We start from the raw sequence: 22,148 nt of genomic DNA, 5'->3' as shown, positions 1-22,148 counted from the left end.
CGGGGCGGGCGCGGTTGGTTCGGGGTGGCTTAAGCAAAACCGCGGTGTTGGCAGGACCAGTTTCGGTCATGCCAACACCGCGGTTTTTGCGTCTGCGCCTAGTCCTGCTGGACCGGCTGCTTGGCCTGCTGCGGCTGCTCCGCCGGGCGGCCGCGGAAGAAGACGACCACCAGGATGGCGGCCAGGGCCACCAGCCCGGGCAGCAGCATTGCCTGCCCCAGGCCCACCGAGATCGGCTCATGCAGGAAGTCGGGTAGCACCGCGCCCGGGGTCAGCTCCCCGGAGACATCGGGCAGCGGGGCGTCCGGGCCGGCCTGGGACTGCACCTGCGCCGAGATGCGCGACTGCATCATCACCGCGATCAGCGCCGAGCCGAGCACCGCACCGATCTGCCGGGTCGTGTTGTACACCCCGGAACCGGCCCCGGCGTTGGCCGGGCCCAGGTCGCGGGTGGCGGTCAGTGACAGCGACGGCCAGATCATGGCCGAACCCAGCCCCTGCAGCACCGGTGGAAGCAGCAGCACCCACAGTGGGGTGTCGGCGTGCATCAGGAACGCGTAGCTGACGATGCCCCCGCCGAACAGTGCGAAGCCCGGGATCGCGAACTTGCGCGGGTCGTGGGCGGTCACGCGCTTGCCCACCCACGGTGCGCACACGGCCGAGACGATCGCCATCGGTGACATCAGCAGCGCCGCCTGGGTGGGGCTCAGTTCGCGCACCGACTGCAGGTAGAAGATCATCGGCAGGCTCAGCGTGGTGATGGCCAGGCCCATGAAGCTGATGCCCAGGTTCGCCAGGGAGAAGTTCCGGTCGCGGAAGAGGCCCAGCGGCACCAGCGGTTCCTTGGTGGTGCGCGACTGCCACCAGATGAACGCCGCGAGCAGCACCAGCCCGGCAATGATCAGGTGCACCGAGCCGATCGGCCCGATGAACGGTTCCCAGTTGGTGGAATCCCCCTCCTGGATGCCGTAGACCAGGGCGAACATGGCCGCCGCGGAGAGGATCACGCCCAGCGTGTCGAAGGTCGGCGAGTGCGGCTGGAGCTTGGGCACCCAGCGCATCACCAGGATGAAGGTCAGCACGCCCACCGGCAGGTTGATGAAGAAGATCCACTCCCAGCCCAGGGTGTCCACCAGCAGCCCGCCGGCGATCGGGCCCACCAGCGAGGCCACCCCGGCCACCGCGCCCCACACGCCCATGGCCGCGCCACGGTGACGGTAGGGGAAGAGCCGGGTGATCATCGTCATCGACTGCGGGGACATCATCGCCGCGCCGAAGCCCTGCACGGCGCGGGCGGCAATCAGCGAGCCGATGCTGGGGGAAAGCCCGCACCAGGCCGAGGCGCCGGTGAACAGCACCAGACCGATCAGGTAGATGTTGCGCGGGCCGAAGCGGTCGCCCAGGCGCCCGGTAATCAGCAGCGGCACCGCAAAGGTGAGCAGGTAGGCGCTGTTCACCCAGATGATCGCGGTCAAATCCGCGTGCAGCGCCCCCATGATGGCCGGCATCGCCATGGACACGATCGTGGTGTCCAGCAGGATCATGAAGAAGCCGATGACCAGCGCCCATAGCGCCCGCCATGCGGCCTTGGAGTCAAATTCGGGGGAAGTCACCTGCCAAGCTTAGACCCCTGTGGCCCGGCTTGCCGTTCCCTGGGCCTAGGGTGAGGGGAATTCCACGTTGCCGCAGATCCGGGTGACCACATCCCCGCCCACCCAGATGCCGGTGCCGTCGTTTTCCACGTGCAGGATCGCCGAGCGCCCCACCCGGGTGCCCTGGCGGACGGTGTAGCGCTGCGGGGCCAGGGCCGCCTCGGTCAGCCACTGCCCGAATCCGGCGTTCAGCGAGCCGGTGGCCGGGTCCTCCTGGATCGCCTCGCTGGGCACGAAGGAGCGGGCCTCGAAGTCGGCCGGAGGCTGCAGCACCACCGAGCCGAAGCGCTCCTCGGAACGGTAGCGGTCCGAGGCATCCAGCGGGCGCAGCTCCTCCCGGGTGCCGGACACGCGGGGCAGCACGCTGCCGCGCGGCTGCCAGGAACCAAAGGTGACGCTGGAGGAGGTGTAGGGCCCGATCACCCCCAGCTCCAGGCCCTCCAGGGCGGGGTAGTCCGGTTCGATGCCCAGCACCACGTCCGCATCGCGCAGCAGCAGCCCCACATGGTTCGGCCCGTTAACCAGCCACTGGTGGGCGAGCACGTCCTTCGGGCTGATCCCCAGCCCGCTGATCGCCCACTGCAGCACATCGTCCTCCACCGGTCCGCTGCGCGTCAGCGGCGGGGCCAGGAAGGAAAGGCGGCGCAGGTGCTTCGCCCCGGCCTCCCGCTCGACGCGCACCTCGATCAGGCCCGCGGCGCACTGCTGAACCAGGTGTTCGTCGCGGGCCGGCTGCCCGCCGGCCTCCAGCCAGGCCTGGGCGGCACCCAGGGTGGGGTGCCCGGCGAAGGGCAGCTCCGTGCTGGGGGTGAAGATCCGGATGGAGTAGTCGGCCCCCGGCTCGGTGGGGGCAATGAAGAAAACGGTTTCGGACTGGTTCATCCACCGTGCGAAGCTCTGCATCGCCTCGGTGTCCAGCTCATCGGCGTCGAAGACCACGGCCAGCCCGTTGCCGCTGAAGGCGGTGGGCGCGAACACATCAACCTGCTGATAGGCGAAGACGGGGTTCATATATTGCATGGTGGCACATCCGTGCGCGCGGGTCAGCCGGTGTTACGCACTGAAGTGGGCGCATGACACCGGCTGACCCTTAGCGTTGCCGGCCCACGGGCCGGAGGGGCAAACTGACAGCCGCCGGGTGACGGCCTACAGGCTGCCTACCAATGGTGGGCGACATCGATCACCAGCCGTGAACCGGTGCCCGGTCCATCCAGCGTGAAGGCCCGCATCGGCAGCCGGGCCCGGGTGGACAGGCCCCAGTCGGTTTGGCCTTCGAAGCTGCCCAGGTAGGCCAGCTGCCGGAAGGTGGTGTAGTCCAGGGAGCGGATCGTCGCCCCCGGGTTGTAGGTCGGCTGCCCCTTGGAGTTGTAGGCCGGGGCGTTGACCGTGATGGACAGCGTGGCCCCGCCGCGCAGCGTGACCTTCTTGCCGCTGCCCGGGGCGTAGAGCGCGTTGACGTACTTGACGGTGTACCCGGTCTTCTTGCCCGTCAGGTCAATGACCAGGCGGTCGAAGCAGGCGTGGCGTCCGGTACGCACATCGTCAACGCTGGTGGATCGTGCATGGGTGGACACCGTCTTGGTCAGCGATCCCCAGTAGACGGTGGCGCATGCGGTGGCCGGCGACGCTGCCGGCACCGATACTGCAGTGGCCGATGGTGCCACTGTCATGAGTCCTGTTGCTATTATTGCCGCGGCTAATCCGAGCTTCTTGCGGCGCATTGCCCTCACCGGCTTCCCTTCTGTTTGAGCGCCTGGACCACAGCACAGTGATCCATGAAACCAGTACAGGTGGTGTGCCCCACGAAAACAAGGGACTGTTGGATTCGGCGCCCAAACGGTATCGGTTCGATACCTAGGAACTTTGCGCGGTTCCACGCTGGGCGTACATTCGGATGTCGCCCAGCAACGTTAAAGCCGACTGTGACATGCTGTGAACATGCTTCCCAGTCCTACTGCACCGATTGAAGACCTCGAAAGCAAAGTCACCGACGTTGTCGAAGCCTCCGGGTTCCTACCCGAATCGTTGCGATTCTGGGCGGTGATCGCGGTCGGGTTACTGCTGGCGGCGGTCCTGACCTTCGTGCTCAGCTTCGCGTTCACCCGGATTTTCCACCGCAGCCAGACCATGTCCAGCGACATTGCCGCCACCCGGCTGCCGTTCTTCGGCGCCCTGGCCGCAATTGTGGTCAAGAGCGCACTGCTGGCACTGCGCCGGGACCAGACCGGATACCAGTTCTGGCAGTTCGCCTGGCTGGTCGTGCTGGTCACCTGCGTCACCTGGTTCCTGATCCGCCTGTCCAAGGGGATCGAGAACTTCATGCTGGAGCGGTTGCAGAAGAAGATCGGCACCGGACGCAAGCTGGCGAAGGTGGAAACCCAGATCGGGCTGCTGCGCCGGGTGCTGGCCGCGATCCTGGTGGTGCTGGCGGTCGCCGCGATCCTGCTGACAATCGAACAGGTCAGGGCGCTGGGCGCCGGTATTCTGGCCTCCGCCGGCCTGATGTCGGTGGTCGTCGGCCTGGCGGTGCAGACCCCGCTGTCCAATGTTTTTGCCGGCATGCAGGTGGCCTTCACCGACTCGATCCGCGTGGGCGACACCATCGTGGTGGAAGGCGAACGCGGCTCGGTGGAGGAGATCACCCTGAGCTACGTGGTGGTCCTGCTGCTGGACGGGCGGCGCATGATCCTGCCCTCCACCTACTTCACCACCACGCCGTTTGAGAACTGGTCGCGGCGCTCCACCGAGATCAGCGGCAATGTGGTGCTGGAGCTGAAGTGGAACGCCCCGGTGGACTACCTGCGCAAGCGCACCACCGAACTGCTGGAGTCCTCGGACCTGTGGGACGGGCGCAGCAACTCCCTGGTCGTGACCGACGCGGTCGGCGGGCTGCAGACCGTGACCATCTATTTATCGGCCCGCAACGCCGGCGACCTGTGGGACCTGCGCAACATGGTGCGCGAAAAGCTGCTCGCGGAGCTGGTGGCCGACTACCCCGAAAGCCTGCCCGACCCGCGGATCCAGCCCGAGATCGGCTCCTAGCCGCATCCGGCCGGCCGCAGCTGAGGACGGCGCCCGCAGCCTGTGCTGCCGGCGCCGTCGCCGTTTAACGCCCGTGCAGCCTTGGGCGGCAGAGCGTGGGTGTGCCGCGGTTCGTTGCCGGCCGGGTTCGGCGCAAGGGGGGTAGCGGCGGAAGCAGGACGCCTAGAGGCGCAGGGCGGCCGGGCCGTAGTCGTCGAGCTGCTGCTGGCGCAGGGTGCGGCGGCGCAGCTCGTCGATCAGCGACCCCGCCTTGGCGATCAGGTCCGCGATCATGGTGTCATCGCGCTCAACCCAACGGAATTCGGGCACCGCGTTCAGCGGGATGAAGTTCTCGTGCTGTTCCCACACGAACAGCGTGCGTTCGGCGCCGATCACGTACTGCTGCCACAGGATCTGGCGCAGGTAGTGGCGCGGAACCCGGTTGAAGGGCTTGTTCGTGGTCTTGATTTCAGCCAGCACCGGGGTGCCCTGGGCATCGAAGCCCAGCCCGTCCGGGGTGGCCAGGTGCAGGCGGTTCTCCCGGGAATGGAACAGCTGGCTGGAGGGGAAGATGTTGAAGTTCTCCAGCACCCAGTTGGCGATCACCGGCTCGCGGCGCCGGCCGTGCTCGGTGTAGGGGTTGCCGGAAAAACCGGAACCGTACAGCTTGTCCCAGGCCGCGGACTTGATGGAGCGTTCGGTGGACAGCTTGGCCACGTCGGTGGCGGTGATGCCCTGTGAGCGGGCCCGCAGCCATTCGATGCGGTTCGACGAATCGGCCAGCACCCGCTGGAAGCACTCATGCCCCGCAGGGGACCCGACCGGCGAACCAAGGGAAGAAGCAACACTCACCCGTCCCATTGTTCCCCATCCGGGGGCCGAAACCCGGCTTCGGCGGGGTGCGAGTCGCACCACCCGGGATCCGGGATGCGTCACACCGGCGGGCCAGCGCCGGACCTAGAGGTGCTCGGCGACCGCTGCCAGCAGCTGGTTCACGGTGGGCACCGATTCGGCGCGCAGCAGCTGGCGGTCCTCATCCAGCAGCCGGATCACCGGGGTGGAACTGATCCCCAGCTCCCGGCCCAGCTGCCACTGGGCCACCACGTCGACCTCGCGCACCTCCAGCGCCGGGACCAGCTCCGCCACCCGGCGCACCACCTGGCGGGCACGGACGCAGGGGGCACAAAACGGCTGGGTGTAGAGTTCCAAAACCATGGTGCGCCCAGCATACCCGGGCGTTGGCCCGGCCCGCCGTGAGTGCTACCACGGTAGGAGAAAACGGGCGGCGTTTTTCGCCCGCTCGGCCGAGGACGCGGTGGGTGCGCGGCTGGAAAGCTGGGATCATGCTTGAAAATACTGCTGTTCTCAGTGCCCGGGCCCTGACCCGCCGCTACGGTTCGACCACCGCCCTGGACGGGGTGGACCTGGACGTGGCGCGCGGAGGCTCCCTGGCCATCATGGGGCCCTCCGGATCCGGGAAGTCCACCCTGCTGCACACCCTGGCCGGGATCGAGGCCCCGAACTCCGGGTCCGTCACCCTGGCTCTGCCCGGCCGGGTCCCGGTGGAAATCACCGGCCTGGGGGAGGGGCAGCGCTCGAAGCTGCGCCGTGAGGCGTTCGGCTTCGTCTTCCAGTCCGGGCTGCTGATCCCGGAGCTGACCGCGGAGGAGAACGTGGCGATGGCCCTGCTGATCAACTCCACCCCGCGCCAGCGGGCCATCGAACTGGGCCGCCAGGCGCTGGTCCGGATGGGGCTGGCCGGCATGGAGCAGCGGCGGATCGGTGAACTGTCCGGCGGGCAGGCGCAGCGCGTGGCGATCGCCCGCGCCCAGGTCACCGGCGCCCAGCTGATCTTCGCCGATGAGCCCACCGGTGCGCTGGATTCGGCCACCGGGGCCGAGGTGCTGGACGCGCTCTTTGCCGGCACCGTCGCCGAAGGCAAGACCCTGGTGATGGTCACCCACGACGAACAGGTCGCCTCGCGCTGCGACCGCGTGGTGCGCCTGCTCGACGGGCGGATCGCCAGCGATTCGCTCTCCGGCCAGGCCGACGGGGTGTTGCGCTGATGAACTCGCTGTATCTGGCCTGGCTGCTGGGGCGGCGCACCAGCGGGCGGCGCGGGCCCCTGCTGCTGACGATCACCAGCTACGCGGTGGTCACCGCCCTGGTGCTCACCGTGGTCGGCGGTGCACTGGCATTCCGCCAGCTGCCGGCCGAGGCCCAGGGCACCTACCTGTCCCTGGCCGCACTGGCGGTCATGCTGCTGATCATCCCGTTGCTGGTGCTTGGACGGGCCGCGGCCCAGCTCTCGGCGCGCAGCCACGACCGGGCCCTGTCCTCGCTGCGCCTGATGGGCGCCACCGGTGGGCAGGTGCGATGGATCAGCGTGCTGCAGGCGGTGGCCGCGGCGATGGCCGGCGCGGTGCTGGGCGTGGGGCTGTATTACCTGCTGGCCCCGCTGGTGGGGCTGATCCACTTCCAGGGCCGGGCGCTGGGCAACGCGGTCTACGCCTCCGCGCTGGTGGTGGTCGGGGTGCTGCTGGCGGTGGCGGTGCTTTCGGTGATCAGCTCGCTGATCGGGCTGCGCAAACTGGTGATCACCCCGCTGGCCGTGCGCCGCCGCGCACTGACCCCCAAGCCCCGCTGGGTGCGCGCCCTGATCGCCCTGGGCGTGCTGGTGGTGCTGTACAACGTGTTCACCTACCTGGATGTCATCGCCCGGGATCTGGCTACGATGCTGGTGATCCTGGTGCTGGGCATGGGAATGGGGCTGGGCGTGATGAACCTGGTCGGCCCGTGGCTGGTGGCCATGGTGGGCCGTGCCAAGCTGCGCAAGGCCCAGGACGGGGCGCAACTGCTGGCGGCCCGGATGATCCTGGAATCCCCGCAGCAGGCCTGGCGCCAGGTCTCCGGGGTGGCGATGGCCGCCTTCATCGCCGTGGTCGGCGGCACCGGCGCGGCGATGATGCAGCTGACCGGGGACACCGGCAGCGCCGGATGGGAGCAGCACCTGGGCAAGGACGTGCTGAGCGGGGTGCTGCTGACCCTGGCGGTGAGCTTCATCTGCGTGGCCGCCTCCAGCACGATCACCCAGGCCGCCGCCACCCTGGACCGGGCGGACCTGTACCACGGGCTGAACCGGCTGGGCATGCCCTACGAGCTGATGAACCGGGCCCGGGTGAAGTCGGTCATGATCCCCACCCTCACCGCGGCCATCGGGTTTGGGCTGGCCTCCCTGGTCCTGGTGTTCCCGCTGGCCGGAATGGCCCTGATCATGCAGCCGCTGACCGTGCTGACCGTCTGCGTCGGGGCGACCGGCGCCGGGCTGCTGCTGATCCGCCTGGCGATTTCCGTTGCCGCCCCGCAACGCCTGCTTTCGGCCGGGGAGCGCGGCGGGATCCACGCGCTCGCCGAATAGGGCGGGCACCGGGCAGGCCCGGAACGGGTCGGCGGCGAGCATCGGGCTGTCGCCGACCCGTTCCCTTAGCGTCTGGCGGGGCGGTTCCGGGTTGGGGCGCAATATTTGTTCATCGGTGCCGGTGGCCGCACCGCACCGGAAAACCGGGGATGGCGGAAACCCACTCGAAGCTGTGGCCTGAATTACAGTTGACGCGTGTTGCCTAATGAATGCGGCACCGCGTAATGTTGCATCCGGTCCAGGTATGGTTTGCCTAACCAACCTTGGCCGGTTTTTGGTCCCTTGCTACTGCAGATGGAAACAAGATGAAACTAACTCGTCGTCATACCCTGGTCGCCGCGGCGGCCGCCACCGCGCTGGCCCTGACCGGCTGCGCCGCGGACACCGCGAAGGAGGCGCAGCAGAGCAGCGCTGCCGCCTCCGGCCCGATCACCATCGAGCACATCTATGGGGAAACCACCTTCGACCAGGTGCCCGAGGACATCGCCACGATCTCCTGGGTCAATGCCGACGCCCTGCTGGCCCTGGACACCGTTCCGGTCGGCATGGACAGCGACATCTGGGGGCAGAACGCCAACAACTCGACCGACTGGAAGGACGCCAAGCTCAAGGAGCTGGGCGCGCAGATCGGCTCCGAGAACGCGCCGACGCAGTTCTCCGTCGCCGACGGGATCGACTTCGAGGCGATCGCCCAGGCCAAGCCGCAGGCCATCTTTGCCGCGTACTCCGGGTTGACCAAGGAGGAGTACGACAAGCTGTCCAAGATCGCTCCGACCGTGGGGCCGATCGAGGCCAACTACCTGACCAGCTGGCAGCAGACCACCGAAGCGGCCGGCGAGCTGCTGGGCAAGGACGAGCAGGCGCAGCAGCTGATCGAGGACCTGGAAGGTGAGTTGGCCGGGCAGGCCGAGAAGTACCCGGTCTTCAAGGACACCAGCTTCATCGCCGGGGATTTGTCCCAGCCCAAGACCATCAGCCTGTACGCCGGGGAGGACAACCGCCCGCGCTTCCTGACCTCGCTGGGCATGAAGCAGGCCGAAGTGGTCACCCAGAACACCCCGGAAGGCTCCTTCTACTTCGAATGGTCCCCGGAGAAGGCCAATGAGCTGAAGTCCGACATCTTCTTCGCCTCGGTCGCCTCGGGCACCACTGTGCAGGACGCGCTGAAGAGCAACGAGCTCTTCGCCCAGATCCCGGCCTCCAAGACCGGCGGGCTGGTGGCCATGGAGAACGACCAGCAGGTGCTTTCGGTCTCCGCGGCCTCCCCGCTGTCCCTGTCCTGGGCCATCGACAACGTCGTGCCGAAGCTGGCCGACGCCGCCCAGAAGGCCGCCGAGGCCAAGTAGCGCCGCGTTTGCGGCTAGGAGTTGATCGCCAGGTAGTGCAGTTGCGCCTCAAGCGAATGGGTTGCCGCGCCGACAAGGCGCGGATCAAGGTCGGGGTACACCAGGTCCAGCAGTTCAGCGGGCGTGGCGTGGGCCCCGGCCTTGCCCAATGCGCGCAACCCGGCACGCACCTGCTCCAGGCGCTGTTCGCGGTGCTGCCGGTAGGCGGCGATCAGCGCGTGCGACCCGGCATGCTGCGGCCCGTGGGCTGGATGCAGCGGCAGGTCCGGCAACCCGGCCAGGCGCTGCAGCGAATCCAGGTAGTCCACCAGTGTGCCGTCCGGGTGCTCCAGGATGGTGGTGCCCCGGCCCAGGATCGTGTCCCCGGTGAACAGCCCCGGCGCGTCCTGGCGGAGGAAGCACACCGAATCGGAGGTGTGCCCCGGCGTGGTGAGCACCTGCAGCCGCACCCCGGCCGCGTCGATGACCTCCCGGTCCGACAGCGGCGCGGCGTCGCGGCAGTGCTCGGGCAGCAGCGCGCGCACCGGGGCGTTGGTCAGCCGGTGCAGCCGGTCGATCCCGCCGGTGTGATCGGCATGCCGGTGGGTGATCAGCACCAGCACCACCCGGTGGGCGGCCAACGCGGCCAGGTGCTCCTCCAGGTCCGGGCCCGGATCGATGAGCACCACGGGGCTGCCGGAGCCCAGCGTGGCGTGGACGTCGAAGAGCAGGTAGCTGTTGGTGCCCTCCAGGGTCATCTGCGAGGGGTTCGCGGCCCGCAGCACGGCGAGCCCGGGGCCCAGAATGGTGGGACTGGCAAGATCTTTCATAGCAACGAGTGTAGGAAGCAATGAGCGCGATCGAAAGTACAACGCGCAGCACCGCGATCCGCCCCGGGCGCAAGCTCGGGGTGTGCCTGGGCCTGCTGCTGCTGCTCATCCTGGGCGTGGGCGCCTCCCTGGCGTTGGGGGCCCGGCCGGTGCCGTTGGCCTCGGTGCTGGGCACCCTGGCCGATTATGACGCGGCCAACCCGGAACATGCGGTGGTGCATTCGCGCATTGCGCGCACCGTCGGGGCCCTGGTCACCGGCGCGGCGCTGGGGCTGGCCGGGGCCGGGATGCAGGGGCTGACCCGCAACCCGCTGGCCGACCCCGGGATCCTGGGGCTGAACGCCGGCGCCGCGCTGGCGGTGGTCGCCTCGATCGCGCTGTTCGGCTCGCTGGGCCTGGGCGGGATGATGCTGGCCGCGTTTGCCGGGGCCGCGGCGGTGATGACCCTGGTCTACCTGGTCGCCTCCATCGGGCGGGAGGGCGCCACCCCGATCAAGCTGGCGTTGGCCGGCGCCGCCCTGGCGGTGGGGCTGACCGCGGTGACCAACGCGCTGCTGATGATTTCCCGGGCCGCGCTGGACGAATTCCGGTTCTGGCAGATCGGCACCCTGGCCGCGCGCGGGGTGGACACCTACCTCACCGCCCTGCCGGTGGTGCTGCTGGGCTGCCTCATCGTGCTGGGCACCGCCCGGGTCTCCAATGCGGTGGCGATGGGCGAGCAGACCGCGACCGCGCTGGGCTTCAACCTGGGCCGGATGCGGCTGCTGGGGTCGATCGGGATCGTGCTGCTGGCCGGGACCGCCACCGCGGTGGCCGGGCCGATCGCGTTCGTCGGGCTGATCATCCCGCATGCGGTGCGCCTGCTGATCGGTTCGGACTACCGCTGGCTGATGCCGGGGTGCCTGCTGGCCGGGCCGGTGCTGATGCTCGCCGCCGACGTGCTTGGACGGCTGATCGCCCCGCCGGGGGAAGTGCAGGCCGGGGTGATGTGCGCGCTGGTTGGCGCGCCGCTGTTCATCGCGCTGATGCGCCGCGGCATGAAGGCGGTGAGCCTGTGAACCTGCCAACCTCAAAATCCCGGGTCACCGCCGCCCTGGCCGAACGCGCCCCGCGGCGCACCCGGGCAGCGGCCAGCGCCCTGTGGCTGGTGCTGGCGCTGCTGGGCGGCGCCGCCGCCTACCTGTTCTGGGGGCGCGAGGCCCTGGACCCCGGCGAGGTGCTGGCCGTGCTGGGCGGGCAAAGCGTGCCGGGCACCTCGTTCATCGTGATGGAGGACCGCCTGCCCCGCCTGGTGGTCGGGGCGCTGGCCGGGGCCGGTTTCGGGGTCAGCGGCGCCCTGTTCCAGCGCTGGCTGGGCAACCCGCTGGCCAGCCCCGACGTGATCGGCGTCGGATACGGTGCGGCGGCCGCGGCGATCGTGGCGATGGTGTACTTCGGGGTCAACGGCTGGGCGATGAACGCCGCCGCCCTGGCCGGCGGGCTGGGGGTGGCGGCGGTGATCTACTGGCTCTCGGCCTCCGGCACCCGCACCGGCCCGCGGCTGATCCTGGCCGGGCTGGCGATCGGGGCGATGCTGCAGGCGGTGATCCAGTACCTGCTCACCCAGGCCCAGCTGAACACCGCCGGGGACGCGATCCGCTGGCTGACCGGCTCGCTGTCCGCCGCCACCTGGGATGCGGCGACGGTGCTGGGCCTCGGGCTGGGGGTGGTGGGCCTGGTGCTGGTGCCGGTGGTGGTGCGCCAGCTGAAGCTGCTGGAGCTGGGGGAGGACACCGCCGCGGCACTGGGGCTGAACGTTCCGGCGGCCCGTGCGCTGCTGGTGTTCACCGCGGTGGCGATGGGCGCGATCCCGGTGGCGGTCACCGGCCCGCTGGCCTTCGTCGCCTTCCTGGCCGGGCCGATCAGTGCCGCGCTGACCCGATCGGCCATTAACATTGGATTATCAGCCCTGACCGGCGCGGTGATCGTCGTGGTGGCGAACTTCGCGGCCGCGAACCTCTTTGCGCAAGTGTCCCTGCCGGTGGGCGTGATCACCGGAGCATTCGGCGCACCGTTCCTGCTATGGGTCCTGGTGCGTGCCAACTCAACTGGAAACGGGGGATAACCCATGGCCGATCTGCGGGCCACAGGCCTGACGCTGGCCTACGACAAGGTCACCATCGTCGATGAACTCTCACTGCAAATCCCCACCGGGGAAGTGACCATGGTGGTCGGCGCCAACGGCTGCGGAAAGTCCACGCTGCTGCGCGCGCTGGCCCGGCTGCTCAAGCCCGCCCAGGGCCAGGTGCTGCTGGACGGCTCGGACATCCACACCCGCCCGGCGCGGGAGGTGGCCAAGAAGCTGGGGCTGCTGCCGCAGACCCCCAACGCCCCGGACGGGATCACCGTGCGCGAGCTGATCAGCCGCGGCCGCTACCCGCACCAGGGCTGGTTCAAGCGCTTCTCCGCGGAGGACGAGGCCGCCGTGGCCCGGGCCATGGAGCTGACCCGCACCTCGGAGCTGTCCGAACGCCCGGTCGATGAGCTCTCCGGCGGGCAGCGCCAGCGCGTGTGGATCGCGATGGCGCTGGCCCAGGAAACCGGGCTGCTGCTGCTGGATGAGCCGACCACCTACCTGGACATCGCCCACCAGCTCGAGGTGCTGGACGTGATCGCCGAGCTGAACCGCACCCGCGGGATCACCGTGGTGATCGTGCTGCACGATCTGAATCTGGCCGCCCGCTACGCCGACCACCTGGTGGCGCTGAAGGACGGGAAGGTCTTCGCCTCCGGGCACCCCAGCGTGGTGGTCACCGAGAAAACCGTCAAGGAGGTGTTCGGGATGCCCTCGCGGGTCATCCCCGACCCGGTGGCCGGCACCCCGCTGGTGCTGCCCATCGGCAAGCACCGGGTGCTGCGCGCCGAAAGCCTGCTGGCCGCGAACGGGATCGTGCGCCGGGACATCTCCACCCCGGAGGTCACCGAGCAGCCGGCGAAGCAGCCGCGGACCCCGGAGGGGCGGCAGGAGCTCTCCGCCGAGCTGCGGCCCAGTGCCGAGCACTGCCCGACCCTGGCGTTTGAGACCGAGGTGGTACGCGCCGAGAACATCTCCCACTCCTTCCGGCGCATCACCCTGGCCGGTCCGGACCTGGAGCACTTTGGCACCAACAGCCACCCGCTGGACATGCGCATCAAGCTGCTGCTGGCCACCAACAAGGCCGGCATGCTGCCCCAGGAGCTGGCCGCGATGCGCCCGGCCGGGCTGACCAGCCCCGCCGAGCAGGCCGGCTGGTACCAGCGCTGGCTGGCGATCGACCCGCAGGAGCGCGGGGTGATGCGCACCTACACGGTGCGCGCCTTCCGCGACGCCGGGCACCGCGACAACCAGAGCGGGGACTGGCCGGAACTGGACATCGACTTCGTGCTGCACGGACGCTACGTGGACGGGCACCTGCAGGGCGGGCCGGCCACCGAATGGGGCGCCGGGGCGAAGCTCGGGGACCGGATGCTCCTGCTGGGGCCGAACAAGGCGCTGAACGACGCCAGCTACGGCGGCATCGAATTCCGGCCCGGCAACGCCACCCGCGTGCTGCTGGTGGGCGATGAGACCGCCGCGCCGGCGATCTGCTCGATCCTGGAGGCGCTGCCCTCCACGGTGACCGGCGATGCGTTCATCGAGGTCCCGGAGGCCGGGGACATCCTGGGCACCACGACCGCCTCCGGGGTGTCGGTGCAGTGGCTGACCCGCGGCACCCAGCCGCACGGCAAGCTGTTGGAGTCCGCCGTGCGGGAGGCGGTGGCGATCCCCGCGGCGGGGGTGGTGCACACCAACGCCGACCCGGAGGACGTGGACATCGATTCGACGATCCTGTGGGAAACCGGCGGCGGCTCGGCCGGGCCGTTCTACGCGTGGATCGCCGGGGAGGCCTCCGCGGTCAAGACGCTGCGCCGCTACCTGGTCAAGGACGTGGGCATCGACCGCAAGCAGGTGGCCTTCATGGGCTACTGGCGCGAGGGGAAGACCGAAAACTAGGCTGCCACCCTCCCTTTTTCGACGCCAGACGGAGTTGCTGCCGGGGCAGGAGTGCGGATGTTCCGCGCTCCTGCCCCGCGGTCGTTAACCCGAACCCGGCGCGGATGCGGTGCGGTGCGGTGCGCTGCGCTGCGCCAAGGGGCGTGCCTAGCAGTCGTCGTCGATCAGCGCGGTGAGGATCCGGGCCAGCTGGGCCTGGTCCGCCGGGTCCAGCCGGGCGAAGAAGTCGTTCATCTGCACGCGGCGGTCCTCGCGCAGCACGGCGCTCAGTTCCGCGCCGGCCGGGGTCAGGCTGATCAGCCAGGCACGGCGGTCGGCCGGGTCCTGGGTGCGGCGCACCAGCTGCTTGTCCTGCAGCTGGTCGACCACCTCGGTGGCCGAGCGCGGCGCGATGCGCAACTGTTCGGCCAGTTGGGAATTGCGCAGCCCGCCAGGGCCATCCCCACCCTGACTGGCGCGGGCGAGCAGCATCATCGCCCGGGACTGGTGCGGGGTGATGCCGTGCGGGTCCAGGGCCAGGCGTGTCTGCCGCCTCACAGACCGGGCCGCACGGTGGAAGAGGGAGGCCAAGTCGGGCTGTGTTTTCGCATCGGGCATGGATTCAGAATATGGCAGTGCCGCCAAGAAATTCAAGATGCAGCCACATAGTGAGGTTACCTCTGTTATTATTGGGTGGTAAGTTTTCCCGCACCCCAGGAGGCGGACATGAGCCAAACCCATCGGGCAGCGCCCGGAACCGAGCGCGCCGGCGGATCCAACCGCGAACGCAAGCTGCGCCAGGACCGCGCCCAGCTTGAGCAGCACCCGGTCTCGCTGCGCCGCATCGGGGCCCTGTTCGCCCCGCACCGCGCCACGCTGATCGTGGTGGTGCTGCTGATCGTAGCCTCCTCGCTGATCGGGCTGGCCCAGCCGTTCATCGTGCGCGAGCTGATCGACCACGCCATTCCGCAGCAGGACGTGCGCGCGCTGGTGCTGGGTGCCGCCGGGCTGGTGGGGGTTGCGGTGATTACCGCGCTGTTCGGGGTGATCCAGACCTGGCGGGCCACGCTGATGGGGCAAAAGGTCATGCACGGGCTGCGCACCTCACTGTTCAGCCACCTGCAGCGCCAGTCGCTGGCGTTCTTCACCCGGTCGCGCTCCGGGGAGGTGCAGTCCCGGCTCATTAACGACGTGGGCCAGATGCAGTCCGTGGTCACCAACTCGGCGACCACCATCGCCTCCAACCTGACCACGGTGGTCGCCACCGCGGCGGCGATGGTCGCCATCTCCTGGCGGTTGAGCCTGATCTCCCTGGTGGTGCTGCCCCTGGCCATCATCCTCGCCCGCCAGGTCGCGCAGCTGCGCCGCCGGATCACCTCCCGGCGGCAGGCCGAAATGTCCACGCTCACCTCATTGATCGAGGAGCGGCTGAGCATCTCCGGGGTGCGCCTGGCCAAGCTGATGGGAACCACCGCCGCGGACAGCGCCCGCTTCTCCGAATCCAGCGCCCGGCTGATCGACCTGGAAATGCGCAGCCAGCTGGCCGGACGCTGGCGCATGGCCACCATGTCGGTGATCTTCGCGGTGGTGCCGGCGCTGCTCTACCTGGCCGCCGGGCTGCCGGCCACCTCCGGCGGGATGACCATCGGCACGCTGGTGGCCTTCACCGGGCTGCAGGCCGGGATCTTCCGCCCGGTCATGGGGCTGATGAGCGTCTCGGTGCAGTGGGTTTCCGCCTTGGCGTTGTTCAGCCGGGTCTTTGAGTACCTGGATACCGACCAGGCGCTGCCGTTGCCCGAGCGGCCCGTGCGCCTGGAGCCGACGCGGGTGCGCGGACAGGTGCGTCTGGAGAACGTTGGATTCCGCTACCCGCAGGGGCACCAGGACACGCTGCGCGGGATCAACCTGGAACTGGTCGCCGGGCAGACGACCGCGGTGGTCGGGGCCACCGGCTCGGGCAAGTCCACCCTGGGCTCGCTGATCCCGCGCCTGGCCGATCCCACCAGCGGCCGGGTGCTGCTGGACGGGCAGGATCTTCGCACCCTGGACCCGCAGGATGTGGCCGCGGTGGTGGGGGTGGTCTCCCAGGAGAGCTACCTGCTGCACGGCACGATCCGCGAGAATCTGTCCTGGGCGGCACCGCAGGCCACCGAGGAGCAGATGTGGCAGGTGCTTGAGGATGCGCAGATCGCCGAGCTGATCTCCTCGCTGCCCGAGGGGCTGGAGACCATGGTCGGCCAGCGCGGGCACCGCTTCTCCGGCGGGGAGCAGCAGCGCCTGGCGATCGCCCGCACGATGCTGCGCAATCCGAAGGTGCTGGTGCTCGATGAGGCCACCAGTGCGCTGGATACCGTGACCGAGGCGCAGGTGCAGCGGGCCCTGGACCGCCTGGCCCAGGGGCGCACGACGCTGCTGATCGCCCACCGGCTGAGCACCATTGCCCGGGCGGAAAAGATCGTGGTGCTTGATGCCGGGCGCGTCGTGGAAGAAGGCTCGTTCGATGGGCTGGCTGCCGCCGGCGGCGCCTTTGCCCGGCTGCTGGGCAGCAGCGACTACTCGCGCCAGCTCAGCAGTTAGCCTCCGGCTGCCCGCCGGGCTGCTGGCCGTCGAGGTTGGAAAGGATCCGGGTCAGGGCGCGGCCGATGACCTCGCGCTCGTCGGCCTCCAGCTGATCGAAGATGGCTTCGCGGATGAAGTTCACATGGCTGGGGGCGGCGGTGCGGATGGTGTGCCAGCCCTGCTCGGTCAGGCTGATCAGGTTGCCGCGCCCGTCGCGGGCGTCCGTGCAGCGTTCGATCAGCCCCTTGTTCTCCATTCGGCGCAGCAGGTGGGACAGGCGGGAGCGGTCCCAATCCAGTTCACGCGCCACATCGGCCGGGCGCAGCTGCTTGGAGCTGGATTCCGATAGGGTGGCCAGTACGGAGTACTCTCCGGACTGCATCTTTGAATCCCGCATCAGCTGGCGGTCCATGGCACTGGGAAAGTGCCACAGGAACTCGCGGATGATGCGCCACAGGCGCTGCTCCTGGTCATCGAGCCAGCGCGTTTCCTCGGCCATGTGCCGTCATCTCCTCGTCGGAACCCCGGAATGCTAGATGTTGTTGACACATCAATTATTCCGTGGCATTCTGTTTTTGGCAAACATAGATGACGCGTCAATTTGATGGCGCAGTTCGACCCAGTGAGGAAAGCAGCACATGAACAAGATCGCCATCGTTACCGGCTCCACCCGCCCCGGACGCCTGAACCTCTCCGTTGCCCAGTGGGTGCTGGAGCGTGCCCAGCAGCGCGGGGACGCCGAATATGAAATCGTCGACATCCAGGACTTCAACCTGCCGGTGCTCGATGAGCCGTTCCCGGCCGCCTACCAGAACTACCAGCAGGAGCACACCAAGGCCTGGGCCGCCAAGCTGGAGGAATTCGACGGTTACATCTTCATCACCGGCGAGTACAACCACTCCGTGCAGCCGGCCCTGGCCAACGCACTGAGCTACGTGAACCTGGAGCTGAACAACAAGGCCGCCGGCATCGTGGGCTACGGCTCGGCCATGGGCGCCCGCGCGATCGAGCACCTGCGCGGGATGCTCTCCGAACTGCAGGTCGCCCACGTGCAGAAGACCGGGCTGTTCTCCCTGTTCACCGACTTTGAGAACTTCACCAGCTTCGCCCCGACCGAGATCTCGGCCACCTCGGTGGAACCGATGTTTGACCAGCTCGCCGCCTGGACCACCGCCATGAACTCGGTGCGCAAGCCGGCCCTGGCCGACGCCTAGCAGCCGGCACGCCGCCTCGCGCGAGCCGGTCACCGACCGCGAGCCGCGAAGGCGGGCACACCGATAACCCATCGCACGGCGCGGGAGTGCGCGGAGCAGCGCCTCCCCGCCCCCGCGCCAGTGCTTTAACGTTTTCCACCGAGCATTAACATTTTTCACCGACCCCGCTCATTGCGCTGCCATGCCAACGCGTTAGGGTGTGATCAATGAGCTGCATCCGTGACCAATGATTGCAGGAGGGCATCATGAGCGAGGAACATTCCACCAAGGGCACCTATGTGACCGGCGACGAGTTCAAGCGGGACACCAACTACATCCAGGACCGGATCGTGGACGCGGACACCGACCTGGAGCAGGCCGCCGGCCCGTCGGACAGCAAGATCGGCCACCCGGACGCCGCGCTGGGCGAGGGCGCCGAAACCTGGCCCGTGGAGGCCGGGCGGTACCGGCTCATCGCGGCACGCGCCTGCCCCTGGGCGAACCGCACCCTGATCGTGCGCCGGCTGATGGGCCTGGAAGACGCGATCTCGGTCGGCATGCCCGGGCCCACCCACGACGCCCGCAGCTGGTCCTTCGACCTGGATCCCGATGGCCGCGACCCGGTGCTGGGCACCGAGCGGCTGCAGGAAAACTACCTCAAGCGCTTCGCCGGCTACCCGCGGGGCATCACCGTGCCGGCGCTTGTGGACATCCCCAGCGGCGGCGTGGTCACCAACGACTACCCCCAGATCACCTGGGACTTCTCCACCCAGTGGAAGCAGTTCCACCGCGAAGGGGCCCCGAACCTGTTCCCGCGTGAGCAGCTGGAGGAAATGCTGCCGCTGATCAAGCTGATCTTCACCGAGGTGAACAACGGGGTCTATCGTGCCGGGTTTGCCGGGAACCAGCAGGCCTATGAGGATGCCTACGACCGCCTGTTCGCGGCCCTGGACCAGCTCGAGGAGCGCCTGGAAACCCGCCGCTACCTGATGGGGGACCACATCACCGAGGCGGATGTGCGCCTGTTCGTGACCCTGGTGCGCTTCGACGCCGTCTACCACGGACACTTCAAGTCCAACCGCAACAAGCTCACCGAGATGCCCAATCTGTGGGGGTACGCCCGGGACCTGTTCCAGACCCCGGGGTTCGGCGACACCATCGACTTCGTGCAGATCAAGCAGCACTACTACATCGTGCACGAGGACGTGAACCCGACCCAGATCGTGCCCAAGGGCCCGGACCTGTCCGTGTGGCTCGAACCCCACGGGCGCGAGTCGCTGGCCAACGGTCCCCAGTTCCTGGACGGCACCGCACCGGATCCGGTGCGGGAGGAGGAACGGGTTCCGGCCGGGCACAACCCGCTCTACCCGGCCTAGTTCGACGCCCCAGGTGGCCCCAGCCCGGCCGACGCCCCAGCCGGTAGTGGCCCTACGCGGCCAGTGCCGGCTGGTTGGGGTGCCAGACCCAGTTGCGTCGGTATCTTTGCTCCGGATCCTGCTGCGGACTTTGCAGCACATAGGGAACCCCGTTGACCATGCGGATTTTCAGGAATCCGGCGTGGAAGGCCAGGTGGCAGGACTTGCACAGCAGGCATCCATTGTCCACGCTGGTTTTCCCGCCCAGCACCCAGGGCTGGCAGTGGTTCACCTCGCACCGGTGAGCCGGCATCGTGCAACCGGGATTGATGCATCCACGGTCTCGGGCCACCACCGAGCGGGTCTGCCCGATGGTGAAGAGTCTTCGTCGTCGTCCCAGGTCCAGCACTTCGCCGGCCCCGCCCAGGATTCCCGGGATGATTCCGCCGATGGAGGCGCTGCAACGCAGTTCGCTGGCGCTGATCCGCTGGCCGTGACTGGTTAGCCCCGCCGCGTCCGTCATTCCGCGCAGTGCGTCGTATTCGATGGTGACCAGCAGGTCGACCATCGAGGGCAGCACCAGACCCGAGCCGTTGGGTACCGCGATGGAGGCCGGCTCCCCGGGACCACGCCGCGTGGCGGTGGCCGGACGGGGGCTGAACAGGGACTGGCGCACGATGTCCAGGACCGTGCGCAGCAGCTTGCGGGCGCGCACGGCGCTCGGGTCGCTGGTGTCTCCGCTCGGGCTTTCGGGGGCGGCGCCGGCCGCGGCCCGGGCTTGCCGGTTGGCCGCCAGGTTCGGGTTGGACAAGCGGTCGGCGGTCATCAGCAGCAGTTCGTGATCCGTGGTGGTGCAGGTCAGTTCCCACACGTGGCCGTAGGGGCCCAGCCCGCGGTAGCGCAGGCCCGCGCAGCGTTCATGCACCGCTTCGCGTTCGGCAAGATCCGGGGTGCTGAGCTCCTCGCTGATCGACTTCAGCTCCGACTTCACGGCCGAATGCCCCTGCGCGGCGGCCCCGTCCACCCGGCGTTCGGCATCGCGCAGCCTTGCGCCGGACAGCTGCAGCGAACCGAGCTTCGCGGCGGCCGCGCCCACGGTGGCCGGGTTCTGGGAGGCGTCGGCAAAACGGCTGGACAGCTGCGTGAACTGGGCCGGACGGCTGCCGCTGCCCACCAGCTGGCGGTGGGTGCGCACCAGCGCCTTGGCGGCAAAGAAGTTCGCGTCGATGACCCGGGCCACCAGGTCAATTTCCGAGCGGAACCGGGACTTGGCCGCGGCGGGGATCTTGGCGTTGACCGGCAGCGGCGCCCCGGTGGCCAACTCGGCGGTGGAGGTATCCAGCGCATGGGAAAGCGAGTCGGCCTGCAACCGGTGCGCGGCGGTGCCCGCCACCGCACCGGCCGCCCGCACCCGGGCGTAGGTGGCGCTGCGCTGCAGCGACTCGGTCACCCGCAGCATGCTCAGCGCCTCGGCGGCGGTGAGTTGCTCATCATCCAGCCCGTCAAGCACCTGGCGGGCGGCGGCATCCAGCAGCGCGAGCACACGTAGGCCGCGCCCCGAGGGCGAGTCGGCCTCGCCGCCGGTGACCAGCTGGGTGAGCCGGTCCATGAGCGAACCGGGAAGTGTTGGTGCCATGACCCGATGATGCCCGCAAAAACCGGCGGCTGGAGCCGATGAAGCAAATCTGTGGATAACAATTTTCGGACCGCTGTCCTGCCGGTGCCGTGCCCGCGCCGCACCCGTACCGCGCTGGGGCGCAAATCGGAAACCGTGGGCGTCGCGTGGCAGGATTAAACCCATGACGATCATTGCTGCAGCGGACGGATCGGCACTGGGCAACCCCGGGCCGGCGGGATGGGCCTGGTACATCGACGAACAGAACTGGGCGGCCGGCGGGTGGGACCACGGAACCAACAACATGGGCGAGCTGCAGGCGGTGCTGGAACTGTTTCGGGCCACCGAGCACCTGGCGGGCGAGGAGCTGCGGATCCTGTGCGATTCGCAGTACGCCATCAACTGCATCAGCAAGTGGATGCCCGGATGGAAGAAGCGCGGCTGGAAGAAGGCCGACGGCAAGCCGGTCATGAACCAGGAAATCCTCAAGGAGCTGGATGCGGCGATCCAGAACCGTTCCTACACCTTCGAATGGGTGCGCGGCCACGCCGGACATGAGCTGAACGAGGCGGCCGATGAGCGGGCGCGGGCCGCGGCCACCGCCCACCAGCGCTCCGCCCCGGTCCCGCACGGGCCGGGCTTCACCCGCGACGCCGCCCCCGGGTCGGCGGCTGCGGCCACGACGGTGTCCGCGGCGGGGCCGAGGACCACAGCGAAGACCGAGGCTGAGACCGGCGCGGGCCAGGCCGCGCCGGTGCACACCGGGTCGCATGCCGCGGCGCCCGGGGAGCTGGCCGCATCGGGCCAGGCGGAGCCGGCCGGAGCGGAAACCACCGCCATGGTGTTCGGCCTGGAGCGGGGGATGCTCGATGGGAAGGTGCGCACCTCCTTTGAGGAGTTCGTCGACTTCCTGCATCCCGGATACCAGGAGGTCAGCCGCCACGGCGGGCTGCTGGACGTGGCCACCGTGCAGCAGGTGCTCGACTCCGGGCAGCGGCTACCGGCCACCGGTCCCACCCAGCTGCTCACCGCCCACGCGCTGGCCGATGACCTGGTGCTGCTCGCCTACCGGATGAAGCCGGCCGACGGGTCGGCGACGCTGGTGTGCTCCTCCTGGTGGCAGCACACCGAGCAGGGTTGGAAGCTGCGCTTCCGGCAGGAAACCGCCGAACAGCCGCGATAGGATCGG

Annotated in this window: 20 protein-coding genes; 11 read left to right on the top strand and 9 right to left on the bottom strand. The window is 68.9% G+C overall.

Annotation, left to right across the window (positions count from 1 at the left end; translation table 11 throughout):
- Window positions 1-98 precede the first annotated feature (98 nt).
- The 3 genes from GcLGCM259_RS12130 to GcLGCM259_RS12120 form a co-directional block, all read right to left on the bottom strand.
- Window positions 99-1,613 carry an MFS transporter gene (locus GcLGCM259_RS12130; RefSeq protein WP_246049570.1) on the bottom strand — a complete coding sequence of 505 codons (1,515 nt, stop codon included), beginning with the start codon at window positions 1,611-1,613 and terminating at the stop codon, window positions 99-101.
- Between the two features lie 45 nt (window positions 1,614-1,658).
- Complete coding sequence (locus GcLGCM259_RS12125; RefSeq protein WP_246049569.1) at window positions 1,659-2,663, bottom strand: PhzF family protein; 1,005 nt, start codon at window positions 2,661-2,663, stop codon at window positions 1,659-1,661.
- Window positions 2,664-2,809: 146 nt separating this feature from the next.
- Window positions 2,810-3,373 carry an AMIN-like domain-containing (lipo)protein gene (locus GcLGCM259_RS12120; RefSeq protein ID WP_138176541.1) on the bottom strand — a complete coding sequence of 188 codons (564 nt, stop codon included), beginning with the start codon at window positions 3,371-3,373 and terminating at the stop codon, window positions 2,810-2,812.
- A gap of 217 nt (window positions 3,374-3,590) precedes the next feature.
- Between GcLGCM259_RS12120 and GcLGCM259_RS12115 the strand changes: the two genes are divergently transcribed.
- Window positions 3,591-4,694, top strand: a complete 1,104-nt coding sequence (locus tag GcLGCM259_RS12115; RefSeq protein ID WP_054821715.1) for a mechanosensitive ion channel family protein — start codon at window positions 3,591-3,593, stop codon at window positions 4,692-4,694.
- Window positions 4,695-4,856: 162 nt separating this feature from the next.
- On the opposite strand, the gene GcLGCM259_RS12110 is transcribed toward GcLGCM259_RS12115, so the two are convergent.
- Window positions 4,857-5,525 carry a YqaJ viral recombinase family protein gene (locus GcLGCM259_RS12110; protein ID WP_425459782.1) on the bottom strand — a complete coding sequence of 223 codons (669 nt, stop codon included), beginning with the start codon at window positions 5,523-5,525 and terminating at the stop codon, window positions 4,857-4,859.
- Between the two features lie 105 nt (window positions 5,526-5,630).
- Window positions 5,631-5,888 (bottom strand): thioredoxin, encoded by a 258-nt coding sequence (locus GcLGCM259_RS12105; protein ID WP_138926743.1) that lies wholly within the window; start codon window positions 5,886-5,888, stop codon window positions 5,631-5,633.
- A gap of 128 nt (window positions 5,889-6,016) precedes the next feature.
- On the opposite strand from GcLGCM259_RS12105, the gene GcLGCM259_RS12100 reads away from it, so the two are divergent.
- The 3 genes from GcLGCM259_RS12100 to GcLGCM259_RS12090 all read left to right on the top strand — a co-directional run bounded on the left by GcLGCM259_RS12100 (window position 6,017) and on the right by GcLGCM259_RS12090 (window position 9,437).
- The gene (locus tag GcLGCM259_RS12100) at window positions 6,017-6,739 is read left to right on the top strand and encodes an ABC transporter ATP-binding protein (RefSeq protein ID WP_138926742.1); all 723 of its coding nucleotides are present in this window, start codon (window positions 6,017-6,019) and stop codon (window positions 6,737-6,739) included.
- Window positions 6,739-8,091, top strand: coding sequence for an FtsX-like permease family protein (locus GcLGCM259_RS12095; RefSeq protein ID WP_138926741.1), 1,353 nt, complete (start codon window positions 6,739-6,741; stop codon window positions 8,089-8,091). The genes GcLGCM259_RS12100 and GcLGCM259_RS12095 overlap by 1 nt, the downstream gene beginning before the upstream one ends.
- A 305-nt stretch (window positions 8,092-8,396) precedes the next feature.
- Window positions 8,397-9,437: an ABC transporter substrate-binding protein gene (locus GcLGCM259_RS12090; RefSeq protein WP_138176551.1), complete on the top strand. Its 1,041-nt coding sequence runs from the start codon at window positions 8,397-8,399 to the stop codon at window positions 9,435-9,437.
- 14 nt (window positions 9,438-9,451) lie between these two features.
- Here GcLGCM259_RS12090 and GcLGCM259_RS12085 read toward each other — a convergent pair whose 3' ends face one another.
- Window positions 9,452-10,246, bottom strand: coding sequence for an MBL fold metallo-hydrolase (locus GcLGCM259_RS12085; protein WP_138926740.1), 795 nt, complete (start codon window positions 10,244-10,246; stop codon window positions 9,452-9,454).
- A 20-nt stretch (window positions 10,247-10,266) separates the two neighbouring features.
- Here GcLGCM259_RS12085 and GcLGCM259_RS12080 point away from each other — a divergent pair, with 20 nt between their 5' ends.
- Genes GcLGCM259_RS12080 through GcLGCM259_RS12070 form a run of 3 tightly spaced genes read left to right on the top strand, consistent with a single transcriptional unit; the run spans window position 10,267 to window position 14,258 of the window.
- Window positions 10,267-11,304 carry a FecCD family ABC transporter permease gene (locus GcLGCM259_RS12080; RefSeq protein ID WP_138926739.1) on the top strand — a complete coding sequence of 346 codons (1,038 nt, stop codon included), beginning with the start codon at window positions 10,267-10,269 and terminating at the stop codon, window positions 11,302-11,304.
- Window positions 11,301-12,350 (top strand): FecCD family ABC transporter permease, encoded by a 1,050-nt coding sequence (locus GcLGCM259_RS12075; RefSeq protein ID WP_138926738.1) that lies wholly within the window; start codon window positions 11,301-11,303, stop codon window positions 12,348-12,350. The genes GcLGCM259_RS12080 and GcLGCM259_RS12075 overlap by 4 nt, the downstream gene beginning before the upstream one ends.
- Window positions 12,351-12,353: 3 nt before the next feature.
- Window positions 12,354-14,258: an SIP domain-containing protein gene (locus GcLGCM259_RS12070; protein ID WP_138926737.1), complete on the top strand. Its 1,905-nt coding sequence runs from the start codon at window positions 12,354-12,356 to the stop codon at window positions 14,256-14,258.
- Window positions 14,259-14,405: 147 nt separating this feature from the next.
- On the opposite strand, the gene GcLGCM259_RS12065 is transcribed toward GcLGCM259_RS12070, so the two are convergent.
- Entirely contained in the window at window positions 14,406-14,795 is a 390-nt protein-coding gene (locus GcLGCM259_RS12065; protein ID WP_246049567.1) for a MarR family winged helix-turn-helix transcriptional regulator, read from the bottom strand.
- Window positions 14,796-14,963: 168 nt separating this feature from the next.
- Here GcLGCM259_RS12065 and GcLGCM259_RS12060 point away from each other — a divergent pair, with 168 nt between their 5' ends.
- Complete coding sequence (locus GcLGCM259_RS12060) at window positions 14,964-16,814, top strand: ABC transporter ATP-binding protein (RefSeq protein ID WP_138926735.1); 1,851 nt, start codon at window positions 14,964-14,966, stop codon at window positions 16,812-16,814.
- Here the strand turns inward: GcLGCM259_RS12060 and GcLGCM259_RS12055 are convergent.
- Window positions 16,804-17,295, bottom strand: coding sequence for a MarR family winged helix-turn-helix transcriptional regulator (locus GcLGCM259_RS12055; protein WP_138926734.1), 492 nt, complete (start codon window positions 17,293-17,295; stop codon window positions 16,804-16,806). The two genes, GcLGCM259_RS12060 and GcLGCM259_RS12055, sit on opposite strands and share 11 nt — an antisense overlap.
- Window positions 17,296-17,434: 139 nt before the next feature.
- Here GcLGCM259_RS12055 and GcLGCM259_RS12050 point away from each other — a divergent pair, with 139 nt between their 5' ends.
- Together GcLGCM259_RS12050 and GcLGCM259_RS12045 are read left to right on the top strand one after the other, a co-directional pair.
- Window positions 17,435-18,010 carry an NADPH-dependent FMN reductase gene (locus GcLGCM259_RS12050; RefSeq protein WP_138176570.1) on the top strand — a complete coding sequence of 192 codons (576 nt, stop codon included), beginning with the start codon at window positions 17,435-17,437 and terminating at the stop codon, window positions 18,008-18,010.
- A gap of 245 nt (window positions 18,011-18,255) precedes the next feature.
- Window positions 18,256-19,365: a glutathione S-transferase family protein gene (locus GcLGCM259_RS12045; protein WP_138926733.1), complete on the top strand. Its 1,110-nt coding sequence runs from the start codon at window positions 18,256-18,258 to the stop codon at window positions 19,363-19,365.
- 52 nt (window positions 19,366-19,417) lie between these two features.
- Here GcLGCM259_RS12045 and GcLGCM259_RS12040 read toward each other — a convergent pair whose 3' ends face one another.
- Entirely contained in the window at window positions 19,418-20,980 is a 1,563-nt protein-coding gene (locus GcLGCM259_RS12040) for an HNH endonuclease signature motif containing protein (RefSeq protein ID WP_175419420.1), read from the bottom strand.
- A 163-nt stretch (window positions 20,981-21,143) separates the two neighbouring features.
- On the opposite strand from GcLGCM259_RS12040, the gene GcLGCM259_RS12035 reads away from it, so the two are divergent.
- Window positions 21,144-22,142, top strand: coding sequence for an RNase H family protein (locus GcLGCM259_RS12035; protein WP_138926731.1), 999 nt, complete (start codon window positions 21,144-21,146; stop codon window positions 22,140-22,142).
- Window positions 22,143-22,148: the final 6 nt, after the last annotated feature.

Source organism: Glutamicibacter creatinolyticus (genome assembly GCF_006094275.1).
GTDB classification, from domain to species: Bacteria; Actinomycetota; Actinomycetes; order Actinomycetales; family Micrococcaceae; genus Glutamicibacter; species Glutamicibacter creatinolyticus.
The sequence above is the reverse complement of the archived record's forward strand: the minus strand, read 5'-3'. Positions and strand labels throughout refer to the sequence as shown.

Excerpts from the sequence above, each read along its gene's own strand:
- GcLGCM259_RS12105 (WP_138926743.1), bottom strand. The coding sequence starts at position 5,888 with ATGGTTTTGGAACTCTACACCCAGCCGTTTTGTGCCCCCTGCGTCCGT.
- GcLGCM259_RS12085 (WP_138926740.1), bottom strand. The coding sequence starts at position 10,246 with ATGAAAGATCTTGCCAGTCCCACCATTCTGGGCCCCGGGCTCGCCGTG.
- GcLGCM259_RS12095 (WP_138926741.1), top strand. The coding sequence starts at position 6,739 with ATGAACTCGCTGTATCTGGCCTGGCTGCTGGGGCGGCGCACCAGCGGG.
- GcLGCM259_RS12055 (WP_138926734.1), bottom strand. The coding sequence starts at position 17,295 with ATGGCCGAGGAAACGCGCTGGCTCGATGACCAGGAGCAGCGCCTGTGG.
- GcLGCM259_RS12090 (WP_138176551.1), top strand. The coding sequence starts at position 8,397 with ATGAAACTAACTCGTCGTCATACCCTGGTCGCCGCGGCGGCCGCCACC.
- GcLGCM259_RS12070 (WP_138926737.1), top strand. The coding sequence starts at position 12,354 with ATGGCCGATCTGCGGGCCACAGGCCTGACGCTGGCCTACGACAAGGTC.
- GcLGCM259_RS12080 (WP_138926739.1), top strand. The coding sequence starts at position 10,267 with ATGAGCGCGATCGAAAGTACAACGCGCAGCACCGCGATCCGCCCCGGG.
- GcLGCM259_RS12120 (WP_138176541.1), bottom strand. The coding sequence starts at position 3,373 with ATGCGCCGCAAGAAGCTCGGATTAGCCGCGGCAATAATAGCAACAGGA.
- GcLGCM259_RS12040 (WP_175419420.1), bottom strand. The coding sequence starts at position 20,980 with ATGGCACCAACACTTCCCGGTTCGCTCATGGACCGGCTCACCCAGCTG.
- GcLGCM259_RS12050 (WP_138176570.1), top strand. The coding sequence starts at position 17,435 with ATGAACAAGATCGCCATCGTTACCGGCTCCACCCGCCCCGGACGCCTG.
- GcLGCM259_RS12060 (WP_138926735.1), top strand. The coding sequence starts at position 14,964 with ATGAGCCAAACCCATCGGGCAGCGCCCGGAACCGAGCGCGCCGGCGGA.
- GcLGCM259_RS12115 (WP_054821715.1), top strand. The coding sequence starts at position 3,591 with ATGCTTCCCAGTCCTACTGCACCGATTGAAGACCTCGAAAGCAAAGTC.
- GcLGCM259_RS12035 (WP_138926731.1), top strand. The coding sequence starts at position 21,144 with ATGACGATCATTGCTGCAGCGGACGGATCGGCACTGGGCAACCCCGGG.
- GcLGCM259_RS12125 (WP_246049569.1), bottom strand. The coding sequence starts at position 2,663 with ATGAACCCCGTCTTCGCCTATCAGCAGGTTGATGTGTTCGCGCCCACC.
- GcLGCM259_RS12100 (WP_138926742.1), top strand. The coding sequence starts at position 6,017 with ATGCTTGAAAATACTGCTGTTCTCAGTGCCCGGGCCCTGACCCGCCGC.
- GcLGCM259_RS12045 (WP_138926733.1), top strand. The coding sequence starts at position 18,256 with ATGAGCGAGGAACATTCCACCAAGGGCACCTATGTGACCGGCGACGAG.